General features: G+C 46.7%; 13 protein-coding genes. 8 read left to right on the plus strand and 5 right to left on the minus strand.

The annotated features are described in order from the left end of the window. Window positions 1-36: 36 nt before the first annotated feature. From H6A28_RS10395 to H6A28_RS10410, 4 genes are all read left to right on the plus strand, one after another. Window positions 37-546 carry an RNA polymerase sigma factor gene (locus H6A28_RS10395; RefSeq protein ID WP_204480174.1) on the plus strand — a complete coding sequence of 170 codons (510 nt, stop codon included), beginning with the start codon at window positions 37-39 and terminating at the stop codon, window positions 544-546. After that, entirely contained in the window at window positions 536-1,015 is a 480-nt protein-coding gene (locus tag H6A28_RS10400; protein ID WP_204476065.1) for a hypothetical protein, read from the plus strand. Before H6A28_RS10395 ends, H6A28_RS10400 begins: the two co-directional genes overlap by 11 nt. 235 nt (window positions 1,016-1,250) lie before the next feature. After that, window positions 1,251-1,529: a LysO family transporter gene (locus H6A28_RS10405; RefSeq protein WP_204476066.1), complete on the plus strand. Its 279-nt coding sequence runs from the start codon at window positions 1,251-1,253 to the stop codon at window positions 1,527-1,529. Beyond that, the gene (locus tag H6A28_RS10410) at window positions 1,526-2,128 is read left to right on the plus strand and encodes a lysine exporter LysO family protein (protein ID WP_204476067.1); all 603 of its coding nucleotides are present in this window, start codon (window positions 1,526-1,528) and stop codon (window positions 2,126-2,128) included. The genes H6A28_RS10405 and H6A28_RS10410 overlap by 4 nt, the downstream gene beginning before the upstream one ends. A gap of 96 nt (window positions 2,129-2,224) precedes the next feature. Here the strand turns inward: H6A28_RS10410 and H6A28_RS10415 are convergent, their stop codons facing one another. Both H6A28_RS10415 and H6A28_RS10420 read right to left on the minus strand, forming a co-directional pair. Then, window positions 2,225-4,690, minus strand: coding sequence for a bifunctional UDP-N-acetylmuramoyl-tripeptide:D-alanyl-D-alanine ligase/alanine racemase (locus H6A28_RS10415; protein ID WP_204476068.1), 2,466 nt, complete (start codon window positions 4,688-4,690; stop codon window positions 2,225-2,227). Beyond that, the gene (locus H6A28_RS10420; RefSeq protein ID WP_204476069.1) at window positions 4,666-5,652 is read right to left on the minus strand and encodes a GSCFA domain-containing protein; all 987 of its coding nucleotides are present in this window, start codon (window positions 5,650-5,652) and stop codon (window positions 4,666-4,668) included. Before H6A28_RS10420 ends, H6A28_RS10415 begins: the two co-directional genes overlap by 25 nt. 84 nt (window positions 5,653-5,736) lie before the next feature. Here H6A28_RS10420 and dxs point away from each other — a divergent pair, with 84 nt between their 5' ends. The 3 genes from dxs to H6A28_RS10435 all read left to right on the plus strand — a co-directional run bounded on the left by dxs (window position 5,737) and on the right by H6A28_RS10435 (window position 10,499). Beyond that, complete coding sequence (gene dxs, locus H6A28_RS10425; RefSeq protein ID WP_204480176.1) at window positions 5,737-7,644, plus strand: 1-deoxy-D-xylulose-5-phosphate synthase; 1,908 nt, start codon at window positions 5,737-5,739, stop codon at window positions 7,642-7,644. Continuing rightward, window positions 7,641-8,978, plus strand: coding sequence for a Trk system potassium transporter TrkA (gene trkA, locus H6A28_RS10430; protein ID WP_204476071.1), 1,338 nt, complete (start codon window positions 7,641-7,643; stop codon window positions 8,976-8,978). Before dxs ends, trkA begins: the two co-directional genes overlap by 4 nt. A gap of 66 nt (window positions 8,979-9,044) precedes the next feature. After that, window positions 9,045-10,499: a FimB/Mfa2 family fimbrial subunit gene (locus H6A28_RS10435; protein ID WP_204480178.1), complete on the plus strand. Its 1,455-nt coding sequence runs from the start codon at window positions 9,045-9,047 to the stop codon at window positions 10,497-10,499. 62 nt (window positions 10,500-10,561) lie between these two features. Here H6A28_RS10435 and H6A28_RS10440 read toward each other — a convergent pair whose 3' ends face one another. Beyond that, window positions 10,562-11,143 carry a DUF3109 family protein gene (locus tag H6A28_RS10440; RefSeq protein WP_204476073.1) on the minus strand — a complete coding sequence of 194 codons (582 nt, stop codon included), beginning with the start codon at window positions 11,141-11,143 and terminating at the stop codon, window positions 10,562-10,564. A gap of 162 nt (window positions 11,144-11,305) precedes the next feature. Here H6A28_RS10440 and H6A28_RS10445 point away from each other — a divergent pair, with 162 nt between their 5' ends. Next, window positions 11,306-11,908 carry a ribonuclease HII gene (locus H6A28_RS10445; RefSeq protein ID WP_204476074.1) on the plus strand — a complete coding sequence of 201 codons (603 nt, stop codon included), beginning with the start codon at window positions 11,306-11,308 and terminating at the stop codon, window positions 11,906-11,908. Between the two features lie 72 nt (window positions 11,909-11,980). On the opposite strand, the gene H6A28_RS10450 is transcribed toward H6A28_RS10445, so the two are convergent. Both H6A28_RS10450 and tsaE read right to left on the minus strand, forming a co-directional pair. Beyond that, window positions 11,981-12,202: an immunity 17 family protein gene (locus H6A28_RS10450; RefSeq protein WP_204476075.1), complete on the minus strand. Its 222-nt coding sequence runs from the start codon at window positions 12,200-12,202 to the stop codon at window positions 11,981-11,983. A gap of 2 nt (window positions 12,203-12,204) precedes the next feature. Further along, the gene (tsaE, locus tag H6A28_RS10455; protein ID WP_204476076.1) at window positions 12,205-12,633 is read right to left on the minus strand and encodes a tRNA (adenosine(37)-N6)-threonylcarbamoyltransferase complex ATPase subunit type 1 TsaE; all 429 of its coding nucleotides are present in this window, start codon (window positions 12,631-12,633) and stop codon (window positions 12,205-12,207) included. Between the last annotated feature and the right edge of the window lie 24 nt (window positions 12,634-12,657).

Below are 12,657 nucleotides of genomic sequence, written 5' to 3' on the forward strand. Positions count from 1 at the left end.
TTTTATGAAACTCACCCGTCATTATTATAGAAAGCAATGCAAGAGATCAGTTTTCGTGACGATATCCTACCGCTGAAGGACAAGCTTTTCAGATTAGCCCTGCGTATTACGTTCGACCGGGCTGAGGCGGAAGACATTGTTCAGGATGCACTGATTAAAGTGTGGAACAAACGCGACGAATGGGCGCAGCTGGAATCGGTAGAAGCCTATTGTCTGACGGTTGTCCGCAATCTGGCCATTGACCGAAGTCAGAAAAAAGAAGCTCAGAATCTGGAACTGACTCCTGAAACGCAAGAAATGCCGGATGCATTGACTCCTGAAAGCCAAATGGAACGGGATGAACAGTTCCGGCTGGTGCACAGGCTGATAAACGAACTTCCTGAGAAGCAACGGACCATCGTACAGCTCAGGGATATTGAAGGTAAGAGTTATAAGGAAATTGCGGAGGTGCTGGACATTACAGAAGAGCAAGTGAAGGTAAACCTTTTCAGAGCTCGCCAGCGCATCAAGTTAAAATATAGTGAAATAAACGATTATGGACTATAAGTACATTGAACAACTTCTGGAACGCTATTGGAACTGTGAAACTTCCGTAGAGGAAGAACAGATTCTACGGATTTTCTTTCAGCAGAAAGAGATTCCTGCTTATTTGCGCCGTTACCGTTCTTTGTTTACTTATCAGGAGGCAGCAGGCGAGATGAAGCTGGGTGAAGATTTTGATCAGCGTGTGCTGGCAGAAATTGAACGTCCGGTGGTAAAGGCCAAACGACTGACGCTGTATACGCGCTTTATGCCGTTGTTTAAGGCTGCAGCCATGATGATTCTGCTTTTCACCTTGGGTGGTGTGGTAAAACATGCGGCAGGTGACGGAGATACTTCAGGCATCGTTTATGTATACGACCAATACGAGAATCGTCAGGGAGACCCTCAGGTTGCTTATGAAGGTGATTCGTTGAGAACCTTGATGAAAGAAACTTCTCCCAAGCCCAGGCTGGAGGAGAACAATAACAGATAGAACATTTTCATTTGCTTTTATATAAATATAGTTAGTGCTTATTAGAACTTAAAACAACAATGAGGCTGTGAAGTTTCAATTCTCTCAAAATTAATCTACTAACTAGATAAAAAAGGATTACCGCGTGAGCAGTAATCCTTTTTTGTTTGGAGCAAGTCCGGAAACTTCCGATGGGGAAAGAGGGGAATATTCTTTTTTCGCTATTTTTGCATCAGATTTTGAATAAGGTTACTACATGTTTACAGTAATAGGTGTCATGTTCGGTGGAATAGCAATAGGCTTTCTGCTTCGTCGTCAGAGATTATCCTGGATTGGTAGGGTGATTACCGTCTTGATCTGGGTACTTTTGTTCCTCTTAGGAGTGGAAGTGGGCGGAAACCGCCGGATTGTGGAAGGGTTGGCTACCTTGGGAGGAGAAGCGTTGATGATTGCCCTGGCTTGTGTACTGGGAAGTTGTGTCCTGGCTTGGGGGTTGTGGCATTGGCTGTATAAGAGGAAAGGGAGAAGCGTATGAAAGGAAGCTTGATTATTGTAGGCTTTTTTGTATTAGGAACCTTGTGTGGAGCTTTTCATCTGCTTCCTTTCGAGGTGGGGGAGAGTGACATCAGCTTCTATGCGTTGTGCGGTTTGATGTTCAGTGTGGGATTGAGCATCGGAAATGATCCGCAGACCTTGAAGAACTTCCGGGCCTTGAATCCGCGACTGGTTTTTCTGCCTGTAGCCACTATTTTGGGCACGTTAGCGGCCGCAGCCTTGGTCAGTTTGCTGTTGCCCCACCGGAGTATGGCCGATTGCATGGCAGTGGGCTCCGGTATGGGTTATTATTCGTTATCCAGTATTTTTATCACCGAGTATAAGGGACCTGAATTGGGGACGGTGGCGTTGTTGTCGAATATCTTTCGTGAGATTATGACGCTGTTAGGTGCTCCTTTGCTGGTTCGCTGGTTTGGCAATCTGGCACCTATCTCTTCGGGAGGAGCCACGACGATGGATACCACTTTGCCCATCATTACCCGTTGTTCCGGACAGCAGTTTGTCATCGTGTCCATCTTTCATGGGTTTGTGACCGACTTCAGCGTACCTTTTCTGGTCACTTTCTTTTGTTCTTTATAGAAGTGCCTTCGTTATCGATAAAAAGACAGCCTCCGGCATTAAATTTTCTTTTCGTGCCGGGGGCTGTCCTTTTCTTTATCAATGTAGTCGGAAGAATCAGTCTTGATAGTATACTCTCTTTACACGGTTGGAAACGCTCGTCAGGATTTCGTACGGAATTGTTTCCAATATATCCGAGAGTACCGTTACCGGAAGATCATCGCCGAAGATAATGGCTTTGTCACCTTCCTTGCAGTCGATGTCGGTCACGTCAATCATGCACACATCCATACAGATGTTTCCTACGTAAGGAGCTTTCTGTCCGTTGACCAGGCAATAGCCATGTCCGTTGCCCAAGTGTCGATTCAGACCGTCGGCATATCCGATAGGAATCGCTGCGATACGGGAATCGCGTGTCAGAACACCTTTCCGGCTGTAACCCACGGTATCGTCAGCAGGTACATTGTGGATTTGCAGGATAGTGGTCTTCAGGGTGGTAACATTATGCAGTATCTTATTGGTAAACGGGTCAATGCCGTAGAGTCCGATTCCCAGACGAACCATGTCGAATTGTGCGCCCGGGTAGCGTTCGATACCCGCCGTGTTACAGATGTGGCGGATGATTTTATGCTTGAACCCCTGTTGAAGTTCGGTGGAGGCTGCTTCGAAAGTTTCTATCTGGTGGCGGGTAAAGGCATCAAAACGTTCTGCATCACTTCCTACCAGGTGAGAGAATACAGATCGGGGGATGACCGCACTTTGTTTTTGCAGGCGTTGTACAAGCTGAGGCATCTCTTCTGGAGCAAATCCTAAGCGGTGCATGCCGGTATCAATCTTGATGTGAATTGGGAAATTGCTCACTCCTTCGCGTTCGGCTGCTTTAATCAGTTCTTCCAGCAGATGGAAACTGTATACTTCCGGTTCCAGACGATAGTCGAACATGGTTTTGAAGGCAGTAACCTCCGGGTTCATAATCATAATGGAGCTGTTGATACCAGCTTTTCGCAAATCGGCTCCTTCGTCGGCTACAGCTACAGCCAAGTAATCTACTCGTTGGTCTTCCAAGGTCTTGGCGATTTCAAAAGAACCGGCTCCATAGGCAGAGGCTTTCACCATGCAGACCATCTTGACTCCCGGTTTCAATTTGTTCCGGTAGTGGTTCAAGTTATCTACCAAGGCATTCAGGTTGATTTCAAGAATGGTTTCGTGTACCTTCAATTCCAATGCGTCGGTGATGTCATCGAAATGGAACACACGGGCCCCTTTTATCAGAATATCTTCGTTATGCAGTTGGTTGAGCAGACCTGAGTTCAGTAGTTCTGCAGTATTCTGGAAGAAATCCTTCTGAATTTCAAACCGGCCGGCTGCCGCAGAAATTTCTTCACCAACTCCGATGATATGATCTACTTTCCGGCTGTGTACCAAGTCGGCCACCTGACGGTAGAGCAACTTGCTGCTTTGTCCGCTTTCCAGCATGTCAGAAAGAATCAGTGTACGCTTGCGGGTTTTGTCTTCCGAGCGTCTCATCATGAAATCCAGTGCAATGTCAAGAGAGGCAAAGTCGGAATTGTAGCTGTCGTTGATCAATGTACAACCGTTTTTCCCTTCTTTCACTTCCAGGCGCATGGCTACCGGTTCCAGGTGAAGCATGCGTTCAGCGATGGCTTCGGGTGGAACCATCAGGTAGAGCGCTACGGCCAAACAATGCAGGGAGTTCTCAATGGACGCATCGTCGATGAACGGAATGCGGTATTCCTTGAAGAATCCCAGGTAGCGGTATTTGATGGTGGTGCCTGTATCGTCTTTCAAGATTTTCTCGATGAAGAGCGGCCGTTCTGAATCTTTGGTAGACCAAGCAATTTCACGGGCCGTGAACAAGGATTTGGTCACGCAGCTGGCAATGAGTTCGTTGTCACCGTTGTACACAATGACATCGCAGTCTTTAAACAATTGCAGCTTTTCCATGCACTTTTCCTGCAGGGAAGAGAAATTCTCCTGATGTGCTCCGCCGATATTGGTCAGAATGCCGATGGTAGGTTGGATGATGGGACGCAGAGCTTCCATTTCACCCATTTCAGAAATACCGGCTTCAAAGATGCCCAATTCAGTATGTTCGTTCATGAGCCAGACAGACAGAGGCACGCCAATTTGTGAGTTATAGCTTCTTGGAGAGCGGGTAATAACACGGTCAGGACTGAGCAGCTGATACAACCACTCTTTGACGACGGTCTTTCCATTGCTTCCCGTGATACCGATGACAGGTACCTGGAACTGTTCCCGATGCTTGGAAGCCAGTCGCTGCAAGGCTTTCAACGGGTTGGGGACAATCAGAAAATTAGCGTCCTGATAAGAGGAAGCCGTTTCAGGTATTTCATTCACGACGAAATTGCGTACTCCTTTCTGATAGAGATCTGGGATGTACTTGTGACCGTCGTTACGTTTTGTTTTCAAAGCAAAAAACAGGGTCTCTTCCGGGAAACACAAGGATCGACTGTCTGTTAGGATCCAGTCGATGGTAGCGGGCGTGTTTCCTCTGCGTTCAGCTCCCAAGATGGAAGTTATTTCTTCAATAGTGCTTGACATGACTTTATTTCCTTTTGAACATCTAAGTACGGTAATTTTTCTTTTAACTCCTCTATCTTTAACAGTATTTGACTTAAAAAGGTTTGATAGGCTTCCGTTTCGGGATTGAAAGGCTTGTGGGCCAATCCACGTCGTATCTTTTCCCATTCTTTCAGGAAAGAGAGGGTGGAAGGAGTGAAACAACAATTGCTGAAACATTCCCAAATATATTGGATGGCGAGGGGAGACGGATGCATCATGTCGTCGGCATAGAAACGGTAATCCCGCAGTTCATCCATCATAATTTCATAGGAGGGAAAATAGTGACAGAAATCGAGTTCCTGGCAAATCTTGTCGGTAGCCAGCAATAGATTGGCCTTGCTGAGCTGGTTGCCGTGAAGTCCGTCTTTGAGGTGACGGATTGGGCTGACTGTAAACAGGCATTGCAAGTTGGGCCGAAGTGTGTGAAGCTGTTGGAGAAGAGGAATATAGGCAGCGGCAATTTCCTCCGCACTGACCATTCTCCTTTCAAAGAGACGGGCTGGCAACTTGTGACAGTTACCTACAATGGCTCCATTTTCTTTCCATGTATACACGAAGGAGGATCCCCAGGTGATGAGTATCCAGTCGGCTTGTAGCAGATTCGCATGCCCTTTACGGATGCGTTCGTTGATTTTTCCCAGGCATTCTTCCTGTGAGGCAGCCGAAAAACAGCTGTGATGCATCAGGCTGTACCATGTATCGTCTGTATGGTGTAAGTCCTTCGGCTCGTAACAAGTTCCTTCCAGCAGGCATTGTATGGAAGTGGCAATCGACAGGGGATTGTATAATACTCCGAAAGGATTCATGTCGCAGGTGAATTTGTTCTCCATCAGCAGATTACCGATATGCTCGGAAAAGCAGGACCCCCAAATCATCAATTTGTCAGAATGATGTAGCTTCGGCCCCTTGACTGGTAGTTCAACTTTTGTCCTAAATTCCATAATCAGAGAAAATTTACTGCAAATGTAAATACATTATGTATATTTGTGCTATTTTTGTACGATTAAAGTTAACAAAGAATAAGGATGGAACAGACAACTTCATACGATTTGTTGAATAAGATAGATAGCCCTGAGGATTTACGGAAACTTTCTGTCGAGGCGTTGCCGGAGGTCTGTCATCAACTGCGCAATAAGATTATAGATGAGTTATCTTGCAATCCAGGACATTTTGCGTCCAGTTTAGGGGTTGTAGAATTGACGGTAGCTCTTCATTATGTATATCAGACACCCTACGACCGCATTGTTTGGGATGTGGGTCATCAAGCCTACGGGCATAAAATCCTGACGGGGCGTCGCGATCGTTTTTATACCAATCGAAAATTAAACGGTATTTGTCCTTTCCCTTCTCCTGCGGAGAGTGAATATGATACATTCACTTGTGGACATGCATCTAATTCAATTTCTGTGGCACTTGGAATGGCTGTAGCGGCTGCCCGAAAAGGAGAAGATAACCGTCATGTGGTGGCGGTTATCGGCGATGGGTCCATGAGTGGCGGCTTGGCTTTTGAAGGCTTGAACAATGCATCTTCTACTCCGAATAATCTTCTGATTATTCTGAACGACAACAATATGGCCATTGACCGTAGTGTGGGAGGTATGAAGCAGTATTTGATGAATTTGCATACCTCCGAAGGATATAATCGGTTGCGGAATGCGTTGTCGCAGAAACTTTACCGTTTGGGAATTTTGAACGATGAACGCCGGAAGAGCCTGATACGTTTCAATAACAGTCTGAAATCCATGCTGATGCAACAGCAGAATATCTTTGAGGGACTGAATATCCGTTATTTTGGTCCGATAGACGGACACGATGTGACGGCCCTGACAAGGGTGTTGCGAGAAATCAAGGACATGAAGGGTCCGAAGCTGCTGCATATCCATACCCGTAAGGGAAAAGGCTTCAAGCCGGCGGAAGAATCGGCCACGGTGTGGCATGCTCCTGGCCTTTTTGATAAAGAGACCGGGGAACGTATTGTTTCCGATACCACGGGGATGCCTCCCTTGTTTCAGGAAGTATTTGGAAATACGTTACTGGAACTGGCCCGCAAGAATGAGAAGATTGTGGGTGTGACACCGGCTATGCCATCAGGGTGCTCCATGAACATCATGATGAAAGAAATGCCCGACCGGGTATTTGATGTAGGTATTGCAGAAGGCCATGCCGTTACTTTCTCTGGTGGTATGGCGAAGGAAGGGTTGTTGCCGTTCTGTAATGTATATTCTTCTTTCATGCAGCGGGCATATGATAATATTATCCATGATGTGGCTATTCAGAAACTGAATGTGGTACTCTGCCTGGACCGTGCCGGTTTGGTGGGAGAAGACGGACCTACCCATCATGGGGCCTTTGATATGGCTTATCTGCGTCCGATACCCAATCTGGTCATTGCTTCTCCTTATGATGAACATGAATTGCGCCGGTTGATGTATACGGCACAGCTTCCCAATATGGGACCTTTTGTCATCCGTTATCCTCGTGGACGAGGTGTGCTGACCGACTGGGAATGCCCGTTGGAGGCAGTAGAGGTGGGAAAAGGAAGAAAACTGAAAGACGGAACCGATTTGGCTGTCATTACCATCGGACCGATAGGCAATAAGGCCGCTGCTGCGATAGACCGAGCCGAAAAGGAACTGGGTTGCAGCGTGGCTCATTATGATTTGCGTTTCTTGAAGCCGCTGGATGAAGAACTGCTGCATGAAGTCGGAAAGAAATTCACACGTATATTGACCGTGGAAGATGGAGTTCGTAACGGCGGTATGGGTAGTGCCATACTGGAGTTTATGAGTGACCATGGCTATTGTCCACAGGTGAAGCGACTGGGGTTGCCTGATCGTTTTGTGCAGCATGGTCCGGTCAAGGATTTGTATGCCATTTGTGGCATTGATGAGGAAAGTATATTGAACACAATCACTCAGATAATCAAGATATGAAAATTATTATAGCAGGTGCGGGTGCGGTCGGTACTCACTTGGCCAAACTGCTTTCGGGCGAAAAACAGGATATTATCCTGATGGACGAAGACGAGGGCAAACTGAGTGCCATGGGAAGCAACCTGGACCTTATGACGGTAAACTTGTCGCCCACTTCCATTAATGGTCTGAAAGAGGCTGGGGTAGCTGGAGCAGATTTGTTTATCGGGGTAATGCCCGATGAGAGTCGCAATATGACAGCTTGTATGCTTGCCACCAGTCTGGGCGCGAAGAAGACAGTGGCTCGTATTGATAATTATGAGTACCTGTTGCCTAAGCACAAGGAGTTTTTTGCCAAATTGGGTGTACATTCCCTGATTTATCCGGAAATGCTGGCAGCCCGTGACATTGTAGATGCCGTAAAGATGAGCTGGATCCGGCAATGGTGGGAATTTGCCGGAGGTGCGTTGGTTCTGTTGGGAACCAAGATGCGCGAGCAGGCAGAGATTCTGAATGTGCCTTTGCATGAGCTGGGAGGAAGAAACATACCTTTCCATATTGTAGCTATCAAGCGGGGGAATGAGACGATTATTCCGCGTGGTGATGATGTGATTAAGTTGAATGATGTGGTCTATTTTACGACGACCAAGAAATACATTCCTTATATCCGTAAAATTTCCGGAAAAGAGAATGAGGCGGATGTGCGGAATGTCATGATTATGGGCGGAAGCCGCATTGCTGTACGTACGGTGCAATACATGCCTGAGTACATGAAAGCCAAAATTATTGAAAGCGACCTTGCCCGGTGTAACCGGTTGACAGAACTGGTAGACGATGGAGTTATGGTGATTAATGGAGACGGGCGTGACATTCAGCTTTTGCTGGAAGAAGGCATCAAAAACACAGAAGCCTTCGTGGCACTGACAGGTAATTCTGAAACCAATATCCTGGCCTGCCTGGCTGCCAAACGGATGGGAGTGACCAAGACGGTGGCGGAAGTGGAAAATGTGGATTATATCAGTATGGCAGAGAGCCTGGATATCGGAACGGTTATCAATAAGAAATTCATTGCCGCCAGTCACATTTACCAGATGATGCTTGACGCGGATGTGTCGAATGTGAAATGTCTGACTTTTGCCAATGCGGATGTGGCAGAGTTTATTGTTAAGCCGGGCGCGAAGATTACAAAGCAGCCGGTGAAAGATTTGGGCTTACCGAAAGGAGCTACTATTGGTGGACTGATTCGGAATGGAGAAGGTATTCTGGTTACCGGTAATACCATGATTCAGGAAAACGATCATGTGGTGGTTTTCTGTCTTGGAATGATGATAAAAAAACTGGAAAAATATTTTTAACAGCCTTTTCTCGTGCTGTAGTGGTAGACGAATGAGTCTGGATACGTTATCCCAAATAAAAAGACTATGGAATTACGTATGCAGACTCATTTGCTTTTTGTCCTGTGGACCTGTGTGTTTCTTTTCTCCGGATGTGGTACTTATCCAGTGGAGGAAGAATCTGAAATGGTAGAGACCGTTGACTCTTGTGAAATGGATGTCACTTTATCCAATGCTTCGCTTTTTACTTCCCTTTATCCTTTACATCTTTATTTGTTTGATACGAAAGGAGAGTCCGTCTGGGAGGAAGAGATACAGAATCAGGCGGAGTGGCCTGTGTGGACTCAACCTGTCGGAGACTATGTGTTGACGGCTATCTCCGGACTTTCTTCCGAAGATTACTTGCCGCCAATGAGTCTGAACTCCAGGCAGATGCTAACTTTTTCGCAAGGAAATCATGCCCATACGCCGCTGGTGATGGGGAAGAATTCGGTACGGCTGAGAAATGATGTCAGGGTATCGGTTTCCTTGTCATATGCAGTAGCTGCTTTATATCTGTCCTTTGAGGGGATACCTGATGAGGCGGTAGAGGTGGAAGCCCGTATTTCTCCTGTCAGTTCTGGAATCACTTTTGAGGGGAACAGGAGTAATGACGGTCAGTTTGCTTCTGTGGTGTGTCAAAAAGAGAAAAATGCCTGGAAAGCAGGCCCGATTTATATTCTTCCTTCCGAGAGTACTCAGACGCATCTCTCACTCAATGTCAAGACAGAAACCGAAGAAACCGTATATGGTTATTTTTTCAATTATCCATTGGAGGCTGGAAGACCATATCGCTTTGTCAGTACAGGCAAAGGGGAGATTACGTTGGAAGGAAATGCGGCCGTTCAGGACTGGGTGACAGAAACCTTTGAAGAATTCCCTTTTGAACATATGACGCAGGAAGACGACTGGGACCAGCCGGAGGTAGAGGTGCCGGGAGAAGAGGAGGATGAGCCAAATGATGCTCCGGAAGAAGAGGAAGGAGGAAATGAAGATACGAATGGGGGTAATGAAGATTCGGAAGTAAATACGGGAGGTACGAACGAGGATGGAACAGTCGGCGGAGATTCCGATGTGTTAGTGTCTGAGGAGTTGCCTGAATCGGAAAGTATCTGGGGACCTTTCTTTGTGTGGAAAGTAGAGGCTGTTTCTGCAAACGAAGTCATCGCTACGTTGGTTTCTCCCCGACAGTGGTTATTGAAGAAAGCGGAGGCCATCCAGGTTTGTGAAGCGTATGAAGTGGACGGAATCACAGGATGGAGAACCTTTACGACCGAAGAGGCAAAAGAGTTCCGCGACCAGTATGATGATACACTTATCACACTGAGCGATATGTTAGCAGATCATGGTTTGGATCGTTTTAATAAATATGATTGCCGCTATCTGTGCAATGATTGTAATACTACTTTCTGCTTTTATAATACGATTGTAATGAAATCTGGGGAAACGCAGGATTACGCGTTGCGTTTAGTCAAACAGGTACGAATAGAAAAGGCAAAATAGAATTCAGACATAAAAAATCCCGTCACCCGGCTGAAGGAGCCTGTGGTGGCGGGAATATATCGTTAAATCAAGTGTTGAGCTTCCAGTTCTTTGGCCACGTTTTCCACTTCTTCATACCATGCTTCTCCGAATTTGCGGATGAGCGGTTCTTTCAGAAATTTATAGACCGGCAGATTTTCTTTTTTCCCCAGTAATACGGCTGCTTTGCATACATCCCAGCGATGATAGTTCAGTGCTTTATACGGGCCGTAGTCGCTGACACGGATGGGGTAGAGGTGACAGGAAATCGGTTTGTAGAAGCTACATTTCCCTTCGCGGAATGCTTTTTCGATGGCACAGTAGCAGAAGCCTTTCTCATCGTAGCAGGTAAACACACAATCTTTTCCGTTGACAATGGAAGTGACCAAGTCGCCGTCTTGGTCGGTGTAGACCACTCCCTGCCGGTTGATGACCTCCTGAGCCTCGGGCGAAAGGCTGTCCCATATCACGGGAAGCACTTCTTTCAGCTTTTCCACTTCTTCCAGTTCCACAGGGGCTCCTGCATCTCCTTCGATGCAACATTCTCCCTTGCAGGCATTCAGGTCGCACAAGAATTTCTCTCTGAAAATGTCCAGGCTTACTATTACGTCGTCAATCTGTACCATACGTTCATTTTTTTGCACGGCAAAGATACGAATCTTCTGCCATATCCCGTTAGGTCTTGGTCGAAAATCGGTGCATAACCTTGGGATAACTTCTGTCTTCCAAAGGTGGCAGGCCGGGAAAAATATACTACCTTTGCAGTCCGAAAAAAGAAAGAGGTAGATATGTTGTTGCCCTATTTACATAAAGAGTTGGTGGAGGCCGGATGTGATGAGGCCGGACGCGGTTGTTTGGCCGGAGCAGTCTATGCGGCAGCCGTCATTCTGCCTCCCGGATTCCGCAATGAAATGCTGAACGATTCCAAGAAGCTGACGGAAAAGCAACGCTATGAGTTGCGTACGGTCATTGAGCAGGAAGCTACGGCTTGGGCGGTAGGAGTGGTATCACCCGAAGAGATTGATAAAATCAACATCCTGAATGCATCTTTCCTGGCTATGCACAGGGCCGTTGCCCAGTTGAAGGTGGTTCCCCAGCACCTGCTGATTGACGGTAACCGCTTCAATCCTTATCCGGGCATTCCGCATACCACTATTGTAAAAGGAGACGGGAAATACCTGTCCATTGCGGCGGCCTCCATTTTGGCAAAGACCTATCGTGATGATTACATGAACCGTCTGCACGAAGAATATCCGATGTACGACTGGAAGAGCAACAAGGGCTACCCTACCAAGAAACACCGTGCAGCCATCGCTGCTTACGGCACGTCTCCTTATCACCGGATGAGCTTTAATCTGTTAGGCGACGGCCAGCTTTCCTTCGATTTTTAAGGTGTGGAAAACAAGACAGCCTGTTAATAACCTGTCGAAGTTATTAACAAGCTGTTGAAAACTCTGTTCGTTTTACACTGTTCCCTGAATAGACAGAAAGAAAAATACGCCTGTAGCTATCATCAGGAAACCAATCAGGGCGTAGAACCAGCGGGCTTGTTTCCGTCCCACATTTCTCACAATAAACTGTGTGTTCTTTGCCGTGAAAAACCAGTTCCAGTTACAGATGGCCGCCAGCAGGGACAAGAGCCCTACCAGGACAAACAAGGCCTGGATGAAATAGTGTACTCCCATTTTTAATCGTTATTCTCGTCGAAACGTACCGTGCGGGTACCGTCTTCGTTTTCATCGATGTGTACGCTGACCGCATCTCCCGGAAGCAACTCTTCAATCAGTTCCGGCCATTCGATGAAGCAGAGTGCCCCGCTGTATAAGTAGTCTTCATAGCCCATGTCGTACACCTCTTCCAGTTTCTTGATGCGGTAGAAGTCAAAGTGATAAATCAGTTCTCCGTTTTCATCCGAACGGTATTCGTTGACAATGGCGAATGTCGGCGAGTTGATGACGTCCGTCACGCCCAGTTCTTCGCATACGGCCTTGATAAAGGTTGTCTTTCCTGCCCCCATCTTTCCATAGAAGGCAAAAACCGTGTTGTCACCCATGGCTGCGATGAATTTCTTGGCAGCTTCGTGGATGTTTTCCAGTGAATCAATTTTTATTTCCATATACTGTAGTTTTAACTTGAATGC

The sequence above is a fragment of the Bacteroides mediterraneensis genome, assembly GCF_016900355.1.
Classification (GTDB): Bacteria; Bacteroidota; Bacteroidia; order Bacteroidales; family Bacteroidaceae; genus Phocaeicola.